The sequence below is a fragment of the Streptomyces sp. NBC_01454 genome (genome assembly GCF_036227565.1).
Taxonomy (GTDB): domain Bacteria; phylum Actinomycetota; class Actinomycetes; order Streptomycetales; family Streptomycetaceae; genus Streptomyces.
The window spans coordinates 6,320,940-6,333,725 of sequence record NZ_CP109460.1; the positions used below are offsets into that span (position 1 = coordinate 6,320,940).

Below are 12,786 nucleotides of genomic sequence, written 5' to 3' on the forward strand. Positions count from 1 at the left end.
ACGGACGGAATCAGAAGAGCGGAGCGGGCAGCACACCTTCCAGGGCCAGCAGCAGGCGCTTGGTCTCCAGACCCCCGCCGAAACCGCCGATCCCGCCGTCACTGGCCACCACACGGTGGCAGGGCACGATCACCGGCAGCGGGTTGGAGCCCATCGCGGCGCCCACCGCGCGGGCCGCGCCCGGCTCCCCGACCCGGTCGGCGAGATCCTGATAGCCGACGACGCCGCCATAGGGGACATCGCAGGCCAGGATCCGCAGGACACGGGCGGAGAACCCGGAGGACAGCGACCAGTCCAGCGGGACGGTGAAGGTCCGCAGCCCGCCGGCGAAATAGGCGGACAGCTCGGAGACGGCCGTCGCCAGATGCGGTATGCCGGTGAGCGGCGGCCCGCCGAAGAGCTGCTCCAGAGGGGTCAGCGCGCGGCGGGCCGTGCGCGCGTCGGCATGGAAGACGACCTGGACCAGGCCCGTGCCGGTCGCGGCGAGCAGCAGCGGACCGATGGGCGTCTCCAGCCGCGTCCAGGCCCAGTCGCGCCGGGTCGTCTCCGGTGCCGCGTCCGGCGCGGCCGCCGGCGGGGAATCCTGCTCTTCGTGCGTCACCTGTTCAGGGTAGGACGCACCACTGACAACGCGGCCGGGAACGGACCGGCACCGGCCGCCGGCCCCGCCCCGCGCCCGCCCGGACGTCAGTCGTCGTCCTCGCCTCCCACGGCGGCCCGCACCACGTCGGGCTTGTTGCTGATGATGCCGTCGACGCCCAGGCCGGCGACCTTGACCGCGGTCGCCGGGTCGTCGACGGTCCAGGTGTACAGGTCCAGCGGCCGGCGGTGCGGGCCCTTCAGACCGTGGACGGCGGCCACGTAGTCCCGGGTGACCGCGGTGTGGACGGGGTTGATCTGGTCGCAGTACTTCGCGAACTTCGGGAGGTCGGCGACGGACGGATTGCCGAGGAAGCCCGTCCTGACCTCCGGCTGCAGCCTGTGCACCGTCTTGATGGCATCCGCGTTGAAGCTCTGGATGACCAGCCGGTCCTTGAGGTGCGCGCTGTTCAGCCACCCCGCGCCGCGTAGCTCCCGCAGGGTCTCCCGTTCGATGCCCGGGTAGAGCTCCGGGGACTTCAGCTCCATCAGCAGGCTCTGGTCGTTGTGCTCGACCTCGTCCATGTAGTCCTCGAGGGTCGGCACCCGCTCCCCTTTGAACTTCGCTCCGAACCAGCTGCCCGCGTCCAGTTTCTCGATCTCGCGGAGCGTGAAGTCCGACACGTTCCACGGGGACCGGTCGGGAAAGACCTGCTCCACGTTGGTCGTCCGGGCGAGCGAGCTGTCATGGAGGATGACCAGCTCGCCGTCCTTGGTGCGCTGGACATCGTTCTCGACCCATTCGAACCCGAGCCGGGCGGCGGCGTCGATCGAGGCGAGCGTGTTCTCGGGGGCGTACGACGCGGCACCGCGGTGGGCGACCATCACCGGAGGGTGTCCGTGCGGCGCGGCCTGGGCGGCCGGGGAGAGGACGAGCGCGGACAGACCCAGGAGCGCACCGGCGGCGACGGTGGCGACGGGGCGGATACGCATACGGACTCCTCGTGACGTCATGGACGTGAACTGACGTGAAGTGACGTGTACCGGGGTCGGACGGACGGAGGCTCGCAGCCGGGCCGTAGCGGCAGGCGGTGGTGCGGTGGCCGGGTGCTGAACGGGACGTGGCCGGGGTTCCGTGCCGGAGCGTCGCGCAGTTGCAGGTCGCCTGGATCAGCTCTGCGACAGACGTACGCCCCGACGCCGTCCAACTTGCCGGAGCCACGGCATCCGCGCATCTTGACCGATGATGCGTCACCCGTCGTGCTTCTGAACGGTTTTGGTCGAACACCCCGCAGGCCGGCCCGGCGCGGTCGGCTCGCGGACCCGCCCCCGGGATCACGGAACCGGGCCGCGGTGCGACCGGTCCCGGACCGGGCGGTCTGCCGGGTGCCCGGCGTCGGCCCCGGCCCCGGCGGCGTGCTGCGGCCGGGGCCGCGCCACTCCGCGGCGAACGCAGAACGCGCCGCGCTGTCCGCCGCCCCGCGCCGGCCGGGCCCCGCCGGCCCTCGCGGGAGGCTTCCCTCATCCTGCAAAGACGCAGGTCAGGGCGCTACTCGCATCGGTTGTCAGTGCAGGGTCGTACGGTGGATCCCATGCGGCCCGTATCAAAGATCGAACGCACGGTGGCGCCTTTCGAGGTCGTCAGCCCCTACCAGCCCAGCGGCGACCAGCCGGCGGCCATCGCCGAACTGGAGAAGCGCGTCCGCGGGGGTGAAAAGGACGTCGTCCTGCTGGGCGCCACGGGTACCGGCAAGTCGGCGACCACCGCGTGGATGATCGAGAAGCTGCAGCGCCCGACGCTCGTCCTGGCGCCCAACAAGACCCTCGCGGCCCAGCTCGCCAACGAATTCCGCGAGCTGCTGCCGAACAACGCCGTCGAGTACTTCGTCTCCTACTACGACTACTACCAGCCCGAGGCGTACGTCCCGCAGTCCGATACGTACATCGAGAAGGACTCCTCCATCAACGAGGAGGTCGAACGGCTGCGCCACTCCGCCACGAATTCGCTGCTCACCCGGCGTGATGTCATCGTCGTCGCCTCGGTGTCCTGCATCTACGGCCTCGGTACGCCGCAGGAGTACGTCGACCGGATGGTGCCGCTGAAGGTCGGCGACGAATTCGACCGCGACCAGCTGCTGCGCCGCTTCGTCGACATCCAGTACACCCGCAACGACGTGTCCTTCACCCGCGGCACCTTCCGGGTGCGGGGCGACACCATCGAGATCTTCCCGGTCTACGAAGAGCTGGCCGTGCGGATCGAGATGTTCGGCGACGAGATCGAGGCGCTGTCCACCCTCCACCCGCTCACCGGCGAGGTGATCACCGACGACCAGGAGCTGTACATCTTCCCGGCCAGCCACTACATCGCGGGGCCGGAGAGGATGGAGCGGGCCATCGCCGGGATCGAGGCCGAGCTGGCGGACAGCCTCGCCACCATGGAGAAGCAGGGCAAGATGCTGGAGGCCCAGCGGCTGCGGATGCGCACCACGTACGACATCGAGATGATGCGTCAGATCGGCTCCTGCTCGGGCATCGAGAACTACTCCATGCACATGGACGGCCGCGAGCCCGGTTCCGCGCCCCACACCCTCATCGACTACTTCCCGGACGACTTCCTCCTGGTCATCGACGAGTCGCATGTCACGGTCCCGCAGATCGGCGCCATGTACGAGGGCGACGCCTCCCGCAAGCGCACCCTCGTCGAGCACGGCTTCCGGCTGCCGTCGGCCATGGACAACCGGCCGCTGAAGTGGGAAGAGTTCCTCGGGCGCATCGGGCAGACGGTGTATCTGTCCGCGACCCCGGGCCCGTACGAGCTGGCCCGCGGGGACGGCTTCGTGGAGCAGATCATCCGTCCGACCGGTCTGGTCGATCCGGAGGTGGTGGTCAAGCCCACCGACGGGCAGATCGACGACCTGGTGCACGAGATCCGTGCGCGCACCGAGAAGAACGAACGCGTCCTGGTCACCACCCTCACCAAGAAGATGGCCGAGGACCTCACCGACTACTTCCTCGAGCTCGGCATCCAGGTCCGCTATCTGCACAGCGACGTGGACACCCTGCGGCGTGTGGAGCTGCTGCGCGAGCTGCGAGCGGGTGAGTACGACGTCCTGGTGGGCATCAACCTGCTGCGGGAGGGCCTCGACCTCCCCGAGGTCTCCCTGGTGGCCATTCTGGACGCCGACAAGGAGGGCTTCCTGCGGTCCGGTTCGGCGCTCATCCAGACCATCGGACGCGCGGCGCGCAATGTCTCCGGCCAGGTGCACATGTACGCCGACAAGGTCACCCGGGCGATGGAGAAGGCCATCGACGAGACCAACCGCCGCCGGGAGAAGCAGCTGGCCTACAACAAGGCGAACGGCATCGACCCGCAGCCGCTCCGCAAGAAGATCGGCGACATCGTCGCCACGATCGCCCGGGAGGAGATCGACACCCGGGAGCTGCTGGGCACGGGGTACCGCCAGGGCGCGGAGGCCAAGGACACCAAGGGCAAGGCACCGGTCCCGGCGCTGGGGGCCAAGGCCGCGAAGGGCAAGGGCGGCAAGGAAGCGGCGGCACTGACGGACCGTCCCGCCGCCGAACTGGCCGAGCTCATCGAGGAGATGACGGAGCGGATGCGGGCCGCCGCGGCCGAGCTGCAGTTCGAGGTCGCCGCCAGGCTCCGCGACGAGGTCGGCGAACTGAAGAAGGAGCTGCGGCAAATGAGGGAGGCCGGGGTGAAGTAGCGGGGCGGCGTCAGCTGAGGGTGAGTGAGCCAAGGGGCGGCGCCCGGCCGGTCCGTCCGGACGGGGCCGTATCCGCCTGAGCGGGGCATCACCGCAAGTGAACGGGGTGTGCCCAGCGGTTCCCGGTGTGTTGCAGAAGCGCCACAAAAGGCGAGCCACAGCCGCTTTCGGCACGTCGGCGTGCATAGGGTCGAAGGGGCCGCCGGAAAGCTGGGCGGGGACAGTACAGAGAGGGGACGGCGCGTGTCGGTCAATTTGGCCAAGGGACAGGGCATCAGCCTGGAGAAGTCCGACGGAGGAAGCCTGACCGCGGTGCGGATGGGGCTGGGATGGCGTTCGGCGCCGCGCCGCGGGCTGTTCGGAAGGCGGACCAGTGAGATCGACCTCGATGCCTCGGCGGTGCTGTTCGCCGAGAAGAAGCCCATAGATGTCGTCTTCTTCCAGCACCTGACCAGCGATGACGGCGCGGTCCGGCACACCGGCGACAACCTGGTCGGTGGTGCGGGCAAGGGCGGTGACGACGAGGCGATCCTGGTGGACCTGGCGCGGGTGCCGGTGCACATCGACCAGATCGTGTTCACCGTCAACTCCTTCACCGGCCAGACCTTCGCCGAGGTGCAGGATGCCTTCTGCCGTCTGGTGGACGAGACCACCGGCGAGGAGCTGGCCCGCTACACCCTCACGGGCGGCGGCGACTACACCGCACAGGTCATGTCCAAGGTGCACCGGGTGGGCGACGGCTGGCAGATGACCGCCATCGGTGAGCCCTCCGTCGGCCGTACCTTCCAGGACCTCGTGCCGGCGATCCTGCCGCACCTGTAGCCACACACCGCGGCAGCGCGCACCGGGCCGCGCCGCCCCGGGCGCTCCGGTCCGCCGCCCGGAAGCCGGCCGGGAACGCGCCACGACAAGCAGGGGGAAGACTGATGACGGCCGAGCTGGTCCGGGGGCAGAACCATCCGCTGGACCGGACGCGGGTGGAGATCCGGGTGGCGGCGGGCGGTCCCGTCGTCGCCGGGGTCATGCTCGGCGACGCACACGGCAGGCTCTCCGGTAACGAGGCGGTCGCGCATCCGGGCGCGCCCCGGCGTACCGGGATCGAGGTTCCCCGCCAGGCGGCCGCCGAGCACCGCATCGCGGTGGATCTCGACGCGCTGCCCGGGGCCGTCCACCGGGTCAGCGTGCTGCTGGCGCTGCCCAGCGGGATCGGTGCGCTGACCGCCTTCGGCGCGGCCGCCGCGCCCTCCGTCGCGGTCACCGGCCTCGACGGCACCGCCCTCGCGCGCTACACCGTGACCGGCCTGGGCCCCGAGTCCGCCGTCGTCGCCCTGGAGCTCTACCGCAGGCAGGGCACCTGGAAGGTGCGTGCCGTGGGCCAGGGCTACGAAGGTGGCCTCCCGGCGATGCTGCACGACCAGGGGCTGCCGCAGGCGGCGGAACTGGCCGCGGAGATCGAGCAGGCGGTCGGCCTGGGGCAGGCCCGCGCGCTCCCCGCGCCCGCCCCCGTGGCGGCGGCCCGGTGCGAACAGTCCGGTACCGGCCCGGCCGCCGCGCCCGCCGGCGACCGGCCGTCCCCCGTGCACCGCACGGCATCTGACGACCCGGCAGCCTCGGCACACGGAACGGGAGCCGGAGCCGCCCACGGAGACGGCCCCCCGGCGCCGCCCACGGCCGATGCCGGCGCCGCAGCCGCAGCCGCATCCGGAGCCGCATCCGGAGCCGCAGCCTCGACCGGTACCGAGGCCGCCCCCGTCCCGCCCGCCGGCGCCCCCGTCGACTACCGGCACCCGCGGCGCCGCGCCACCCCCGCGCCACCCGACCCCGCCCCGTCCGTCGCAACCCCGTCCCCCGCAACCCCGCCGGCCGACGGCCCCGCCACACCCGACGGCCCCCCGCTGCCGGTGGCCGGGGATGCCGCCGGCTGGAGCATGGAGGAGCGGCTCTACAACCAGGTCTGGGGCATGTTCGAGGACCTGGCCCGTTCGGTCGCCGCCTACCGCAGCGCCGCCGACTTCGCCCGGTCCCGTCTGGAGCAGGAGCTCGACAAGGCCCTCGCCGACCCGCGCAACCGCCTCGGTACGGCCGCCGATGCCGCCCGTGCCACCGCCCGCGACCGGCACGCCACCCTCCTGACCCGGGCCCGTGCCGCCCTCGACCGCGATCTGGGCCAGCTCGTGGCCGAGTCGGAGGTCGTGGAGCCCGCACTGCCGCCGGCCTTCGCCCGCTGGGACAGCCCCGTATGGCAGGGCCACCACGCCTCCCAGGAGCGGCCGATGGCGGTGCGCCTGGGCGATCTCCACCTCCCGGAGGTCCTGGACCTGCGCATTCCCATGCTCGTACGCCTCCCCCTGGAGCGCGGGCTGTGGATCGACAGCGGACCCGATGTCCGGGCCCACCCTGGCCGCCCCGACCCCGAGCGGGAGGTCGGCCGGCGGGAGCTGGGCAGCGCGCTCACGGACGGGCCGCCCGACGAGGCCGAACTGCGCCGCCTGGCCATGGAGACCGCCGTCGCGCTCGCCGCCCGACTGCTCGCCGTCCACCCGCCCGGCGACTTCGCGGTCCAGGTCATCGACCCGGCCGGTACCGCGGCGCCCGCGCTCGCGCCCCTGGTGGAGAGCGGCGTGCTGCCCGCCCTCCCGGTGCCCGGCGCCCAGGGGGTGGCCTCGGTCCTGGAAGACCTGACACGGCGGGTCGAGCTGGTGCAGATGGCCGTCCGCCACCGCGCCGCCGATGCGCTGCCGCCGGACCTCGACCCCGCCGACCAGCTGCTGATCGTGCACGACTTCCCGCACGGCTTCGACGACCGCGCCCTCACCCTGCTCCGCTATCTGGCCGACGAGGGGCCGGCCGTCGGGGTGCATCTCCTGATGGTCGCCGACCGCGCCCAGGCCCGGGAGTACGGCCCGGTCCTGGACCCGCTGTGGCGCTCCCTGCTGCGGATCACCCCGGTCCCCGATGCCCACCTCGCCGACCCCTGGGTCGGCCATGCCTGGACGTACGAACCCCTGCTCGCCCCGAAGGGCAGTCAGGTGGTGCGGCAGACGCTGGAGCGGGTCGCAGGCGCCCGGCGGCCATCCTGACCTGCGACTTTACCTTTCTCTTTACTATTCATTGGGTTTCCTTTACGCTTCTTTGTGCGGAGGGGAGTATTCCTACGCGACGTACCCGTCATCACGGATTGCGAGTGTGACGAGATCCCGGGGCGTCGGTCCCGCCCCTCGAGGGGCGGCGGGGTGGAAGAGACCTCCGGCAGCGACGACGCTGTGAGTGCCGTACGAATCTGCCGGAGGAGCAGTGGACGTTTCCCCTACCCTGTGGGCGCTGACCATTCTTGGTCTGTGTGTCCTGATCGCCGCCGATTTCTTCATCGGCGGCCGCAAACCGCACGAGGTCTCCCTCAAGGAGGCCGGAATCTGGACCGGTGTCTGGATCGCGCTCGCCACGCTTTTCGGCCTCGGGCTGCTGCTGCTCGGCGGCACCGCACCGGCCGGTGAATTCTTCGCGGGATTCATCACCGAGAAGTCCCTGAGCGTCGACAACCTCTTCGTCTTCGTCCTGATCATGGCGAAGTTCGCGGTCCCGGCGATCTACCAGCAGCGGGTGCTGCTGGTGGGTGTGCTGATCGCGCTGGTGCTGCGGGCCGGCTTCATCAGTGCCGGCGCCGCGATCATCGCCAACTTCTCCTGGGTGTTCTACCTCTTCGGCGCGTTCCTCATCTGGACCGCGTGGAAGCTCATCAAGGAGGCGCGCGCCGAGGAGGAGGACGAGGAGTTCGAGGAGAACCGCTTCCTGAAGATGGTCGAGAAGCGCTTCCCGTCGACCGACACGTACCACGGGACCAAGCTGTTCATCGTCGAGAACGGCAAGCGGCTGATGACGCCGATGCTGATCGTCATGCTGGCGATCGGCACCACCGACGTCCTCTTCGCGCTGGACTCGATCCCGGCGATCTTCGGCCTGACCCAGGACCCGTACATCGTCTTCACCGCCAACGCCTTTGCCCTGATGGGTCTGCGGCAGCTGTACTTCCTGATCGGCGGACTGCTGAAGAAGCTGGTCCACCTCTCGTACGGCCTGTCGATCATCCTGGGGTTCATCGGGGTCAAGCTGGTGCTGCATGCGCTGCACGAGTCCGGGGTGCCCGTTCCGGAGATCAGCATTCCGGTCTCGCTGGGCGTCATCTGCGCCGTGCTGATCGTCACCACGATCACCAGCCTGCGCGCCTCGAAGAAGCAAGCGGGCGGCGAGACGGCGGTCAAGGAGAACAGCGGCGTCTGAGGCCGCCGCCCGGCGCGGTACGCCACGACGGCGCCCGGCCCGCTCCGAGGGGAGCGGGCCGGGCGCCGTCCGGTTGTCGCCTCTCGCCTACCAGCCGCGCTCGCGCCACTGCGCGAGTTGCGGCCGCTCCGCACCGAGCGTGGTGTCGTTGCCGTGGCCCGGATAGACCCAGGTCTCGTCGGGCAGCCGGTCGAACAGCTCGCGCTCCACATCGTCGATCAGGCGGACGAAGTTCTCGGCGCTGCCGAAGGTGTTGCCGACGCCGCCGGGGAACAGGCAGTCCCCGGTGAACAGATGGGGGGCGCCGTGCGGGTCGTCGTAGACCAGCGCGATACTGCCCGGGGTGTGCCCGACCAGATGACGCGCGGTCAGCTCGACCCGACCGACGGTGAGGGTGTCGCCGTCGTCGACCAGTACCTCCGTGGGGACGGGGATGCCCTCGGCGTCGTACCGCCCGGCATACGTCCGCGCACCCGTCGCATCGACCACCTCGCGCAGCGCGCCCCAGTGGTCACCGTGCCGGTGCGTGGTGACCACGGAGGAGATTCCGCTGTCACCGATCAGGGCGAGAAGAGTGCGCGGCTCGGCGGCTGCGTCGATCAGCAACTGCTCATCGGTCGCCCGGCACCGCAGCACATAGGCGTTGTTGTTCATCGGACCGACCGCGACCTTCGAGATCATCAGGTCGGTCAGCTCGTGCACGTCGGCCGGTCCGCCGACCTTCACTGCTCCGCTGTAGCCCATGGGACCACTCTAGAGCGGCGGTACGGCGGGCAGGCCGGAGCCATGGCTGTCGAGTTTGCCGCCGTCACCGCGTCCGGTGAGCCAGCCGACCAGCGCCGTCGCCGGGCCCGTCACGACCACCGGCGCGGCCCCGCCGCCCGGAGCGGGGTCCGACCGGCCGGTGCGCCACCGGCCGCCCTCGTCGGCCCGCAGCTCCAGCGCGGGCAGCTCCGGGTGGCCCGCGAACTTGACCGTGCACAGAAAGGCCAGCTCGCTGTCGACGAACGCGGGCGACAGCTGGTCCACGGTGTGGCCGATGCCGAGGTCGATGCGGTGCAGCTCGACCTCCGTCAGCCGGCGCAGCGGCAGCCGGTCGGCCCGCTCGACGACGCCGTTGCGCATCTCGACCTCGAACGACCGGCGCGCCGCGGGCAGCGCCTCCATCGCCGCGTCGAAGCGTGCCGCCGTCTCCTCGAGGTCCGCCAGATGCGCCGCCAACGGGCGGGCGGCGCCCCGCTCGATGTCGCTCTCGCGTGCCTGGGGGCTCGCGTACATCGGCGTCCGCACGTCCGTCCGCGCCCAGGTCAGGAGGTTGCCCAGGGCGTCCGCGTTGCGTGCCAGATGGGCCAGGACATGGCCGCGGGTCCAGCCGGCGAGCAGCGACGGCTCGGCGAGCGCCGCGTCGTCGAGCGTGCGCACGGAGGCCATGAGTCGGCCGGTGGCCTCGCGGACGGCTGCCACATCGCGGGGGAAGTCAGGCAGGTTGAGGGTCATGGTCCGACGCTAGCGCCGCCGGGGCGTGTGCGGGAGTCCGCCGGCGCCGATCGGGGCGTACGCGGGGGCGGGACAGCCGGGGCGGGCGGGGCGTGACGGCCGGCCGCCGAGCCGCCGGGCCGCCGGGCCGCCCGCGGCGGTCAGGCCGCCCCGTCGTCCGGCGTGCCGAACCAGCGCCGCAGCGCGGCCGTCAGCTCGTCGCCCGTGTCCGGTCCGCCGGGGGAGTCCGCCGCCCAGGCGGTGCAGCCGTCCGGCCGTACCAGGAGGCCGGCCAGACCGGGCCGCCCGGGGCAGTGCGCACGCAGCAGCCGTATCCGGGAGCCGTATCCCGTCGCGCGCCGGCGCACCCCGGCGTCCCCGGTGAGGTCGAGCAACAGCCCCTGACCGTCGTGCAGATGGTCCGCCAGCCGGGTGCCGTCGGAGAACTCCAGGTCGGGGGCGCTGCGGCCGGTCAGCGGATGGTCGCCGGGCAGGTCGTGGTGCTGCTGGACGCCGGAGATCTTCTTGGCGAAGAACGTGGTGGCGGTGACCGTTCCGGCCAGTTCGGCGATCACTCCGCGCAGCGCCCGGGCGTGCGACTCCGGCCGCATCAGCGCCACTTGGGCCCGGGTCCAGTCCAGTACCCACGCGCCCAGGGGGTGCCGCTCGGCCGTGTACGTGTCGAGCAGCCCCTCCGGTGCCCGGCCGCGCACCGTGGCGGCGAGCTTCCAGCCGAGGTTCAGCGCGTCGCCGATGCCGAGGTTCAGCCCCTGGCCGCCGAACGGCGCGTGCACATGCGCCGCGTCACCGGCCAGCAGCACCCGCCCCGAGCGGTAGTCGGGCACCTGACGCGCGTTGTCCGTGAACCGGGTCGCCGTGAGCACCTTGTGGATCCGCACGTCCGACACCCCGGACACCCTCCGCAGGGAGGCCTCCAACTCCTCGGCGGTGACGGGGGATTCGCGGTCCGCCGGCGGTCCGTCGAACTCCACGGTGAGGAGCCGGCCGGGCAGCGGGCCGTGGGCGTAGGTCCCGGTCTTTGTCCAGTGCCACCCGACTCCCAGCGCCTCGGCGCCGGTCAGCTCCACCAGGGCCTGCCGGCCGGTGATCTCGGGCGCCGTGCCGGGGAACGGGAAGCCGGCGAGCCGGCGGACCGTGCTGCGGCCGCCGTCGCAGCCCACCAGCCAGCCGGTGCGCAGCGACCCGTCCGAGGTGTGCACGTGCACGCCGTCCGCACCGGCGTCGAACCCGGTCAGGGTGGTGCCGCGGCGCAGGTCCACCCCGAGTTCGGCGGCACGGGCGTGGAGCAGCCGCTCCAGGTCCGCCTGCGCCACGAGACCGACCTCGCCGGCGGGTCCGGGGCCCTCGAAGTCCGGATCGGACGCGTCCAGCAGGTCGCCGCGCAGCATGATGCCCGCGAAATGCCCGGCGAACCTCGGCGGCTGCCGCACCGGGGCGGAACCGCCGGCGGCCCGGTGGGCGCGCGCGAACGTGTCGAACAACCCGAGGGCGGTGCGCTGTGCCTCGGCCAGTGCGGGCAGCATCCCGCGGCGGTAGAAGGCCTCGGCGGTGGGGGTGTTGATCGCCCCCGCCTTGATCGTGGTGTCCACCTCGGTCAGCCGTTCCAGGACGATGACCGGGACACCGGCCAGTGCGAGTTCGCAGGCGAGCATCAGCCCCACCGGGCCGCCCCCTGCCACTACTACGTCTGCGTCATGATGCATGGGCGTGAGTGTAGTGACTAAAAAATTATGGCGGCTAAAAATTAGCTAGAATTCCGGCCATGGCGGAAGAGGAGCGGCGCGGCGGCGCGCGGACGACGGACGGGGAGCGGGCCGGCGCCCTGCGGGGGGAGACCGGCTTCACCAAGGAGGACGGGCGGCTGACGCTGCGCGCACGCAAGAAGCTGCAGACCCGGCAGCGGATCTCCGGCGAGGCCACGCTGCTCTTCCTCGAGCGCGGCTTCGACCACGTCACGGTCGCCGAGGTGGCCCGGGCCGCCGAGGTCTCGACGATGACGGTCTTCAACTACTTCCCGCGCAAGGAGGACCTCTTCCTGGACCGGATCCCCGAAGCGCGGGAGCTGATCACCCGCGCCGTCCGGGAGCGCGGGGCGGACCAGTCGCCGCTCGCCGCGCTGCGCGCGCTGGTGCTCGGGCTCGTGGCGGAGCGGCATCCGCTGGCCGCGGTGGGGGAGGGGTTCGCGCACTTCTGGCGCACGGTGCTGGACTCCCCGGCGCTGCGGGCGCGGGGCCGCGAGGCGGTCGAGGAGATGGAGGGCGCCCTCGCCGGGGTGCTCGCGGAGGCCGCGGGCGGCGAGGCCGGCCGGCCCGGTCAGGACGCCCGGCTGGCCGCGGCGCTGATCGTCGCGGGGGTGCGGGCGGCCGGTGCCGACGCCGTGGCGCGACAGCTCGGGGGTGACCCCGCGGACGAGGTGGCCGTTGAACAGGCGGAGGCGCTGCGGCGTACGTTCGATGTGCTGGAGCGGGCGCTGCCCGCCTTCGCCTGACGGGAGCGTTTCCGCAGCGTACGGGCGTGCGGGCGGGGCGGGAAGATTGTGCGGCCGCCACACGTTCGGGTGAAGAGGGCTTGCGGCCTCTCAAAATCGAATGCGCGTGCTATAAGCTCGTGCGTGGCATCCCAACGACAGTGCCGCGGCGGGCCCCCTACTCTGGGGCGGGGGCTCTTCCGCTCCGTCGCCTCTGCTCACCCACCGCGCGGCGGACGC

10 protein-coding genes are annotated in these 12,786 nt (G+C 71.9%); 5 read left to right on the forward strand and 5 right to left on the reverse strand.

Going from position 1 to position 12,786, the window contains the following annotated elements; all coding sequences use genetic code 11:
* Positions 1 to 10: 10 nt before the first annotated feature.
* Entirely contained in the window at positions 11 to 601 is a 591-nt protein-coding gene (locus OIU81_RS27930) for a methylated-DNA--[protein]-cysteine S-methyltransferase (RefSeq protein ID WP_329152153.1), read from the reverse strand.
* 86 nt (positions 602 to 687) lie between these two features.
* On the reverse strand, positions 688 to 1,572 hold the full coding sequence (locus OIU81_RS27935; RefSeq protein WP_329152154.1) for a glycerophosphodiester phosphodiesterase: 885 nt from the start codon (positions 1,570 to 1,572) through the stop codon (positions 688 to 690).
* A 599-nt stretch (positions 1,573 to 2,171) separates the two neighbouring features.
* Here OIU81_RS27935 and uvrB point away from each other — a divergent pair.
* The 4 genes from uvrB to OIU81_RS27955 all read left to right on the forward strand — a co-directional run bounded on the left by uvrB (position 2,172) and on the right by OIU81_RS27955 (position 8,582).
* A complete protein-coding gene (gene uvrB, locus OIU81_RS27940) occupies positions 2,172 to 4,304 on the forward strand; it encodes an excinuclease ABC subunit UvrB (protein ID WP_329152155.1) in 2,133 nt (710 codons plus the stop codon).
* Between the two features lie 243 nt (positions 4,305 to 4,547).
* Complete coding sequence (locus tag OIU81_RS27945) at positions 4,548 to 5,126, forward strand: TerD family protein (protein ID WP_329152157.1); 579 nt, start codon at positions 4,548 to 4,550, stop codon at positions 5,124 to 5,126.
* A gap of 104 nt (positions 5,127 to 5,230) precedes the next feature.
* Positions 5,231 to 7,384 carry a TerD family protein gene (locus OIU81_RS27950; protein ID WP_329152159.1) on the forward strand — a complete coding sequence of 718 codons (2,154 nt, stop codon included), beginning with the start codon at positions 5,231 to 5,233 and terminating at the stop codon, positions 7,382 to 7,384.
* Between the two features lie 214 nt (positions 7,385 to 7,598).
* Positions 7,599 to 8,582, forward strand: a complete 984-nt coding sequence (locus OIU81_RS27955; RefSeq protein WP_329152161.1) for a TerC family protein — start codon at positions 7,599 to 7,601, stop codon at positions 8,580 to 8,582.
* A gap of 87 nt (positions 8,583 to 8,669) precedes the next feature.
* On the opposite strand, the gene OIU81_RS27960 is transcribed toward OIU81_RS27955, so the two are convergent.
* From OIU81_RS27960 to OIU81_RS27970, 3 genes are all read right to left on the reverse strand, one after another.
* A complete protein-coding gene (locus tag OIU81_RS27960; protein ID WP_329152162.1) occupies positions 8,670 to 9,326 on the reverse strand; it encodes an MBL fold metallo-hydrolase in 657 nt (218 codons plus the stop codon).
* A 9-nt stretch (positions 9,327 to 9,335) separates the two neighbouring features.
* Positions 9,336 to 10,079, reverse strand: a complete 744-nt coding sequence (locus OIU81_RS27965; protein WP_329152163.1) for a maleylpyruvate isomerase family mycothiol-dependent enzyme — start codon at positions 10,077 to 10,079, stop codon at positions 9,336 to 9,338.
* Positions 10,080 to 10,219: 140 nt separating this feature from the next.
* Positions 10,220 to 11,782, reverse strand: coding sequence for an FAD-dependent oxidoreductase (locus OIU81_RS27970; protein ID WP_329152165.1), 1,563 nt, complete (start codon positions 11,780 to 11,782; stop codon positions 10,220 to 10,222).
* A gap of 59 nt (positions 11,783 to 11,841) precedes the next feature.
* On the opposite strand from OIU81_RS27970, the gene OIU81_RS27975 reads away from it, so the two are divergent.
* A complete protein-coding gene (locus OIU81_RS27975; protein ID WP_329152167.1) occupies positions 11,842 to 12,567 on the forward strand; it encodes a TetR/AcrR family transcriptional regulator in 726 nt (241 codons plus the stop codon).
* Positions 12,568 to 12,786: the final 219 nt, after the last annotated feature.

Excerpts from the sequence above, each read along its gene's own strand:
- OIU81_RS27960 (WP_329152162.1), bottom strand. The coding sequence starts at position 9,326 with ATGGGCTACAGCGGAGCAGTGAAGGTCGGCGGACCGGCCGACGTGCAC.
- OIU81_RS27965 (WP_329152163.1), bottom strand. The coding sequence starts at position 10,079 with ATGACCCTCAACCTGCCTGACTTCCCCCGCGATGTGGCAGCCGTCCGC.
- OIU81_RS27970 (WP_329152165.1), bottom strand. The coding sequence starts at position 11,782 with ATGCATCATGACGCAGACGTAGTAGTGGCAGGGGGCGGCCCGGTGGGG.
- OIU81_RS27950 (WP_329152159.1), top strand. The coding sequence starts at position 5,231 with ATGACGGCCGAGCTGGTCCGGGGGCAGAACCATCCGCTGGACCGGACG.
- uvrB (WP_329152155.1), top strand. The coding sequence starts at position 2,172 with ATGCGGCCCGTATCAAAGATCGAACGCACGGTGGCGCCTTTCGAGGTC.
- OIU81_RS27975 (WP_329152167.1), top strand. The coding sequence starts at position 11,842 with ATGGCGGAAGAGGAGCGGCGCGGCGGCGCGCGGACGACGGACGGGGAG.
- OIU81_RS27935 (WP_329152154.1), bottom strand. The coding sequence starts at position 1,572 with ATGCGTATCCGCCCCGTCGCCACCGTCGCCGCCGGTGCGCTCCTGGGT.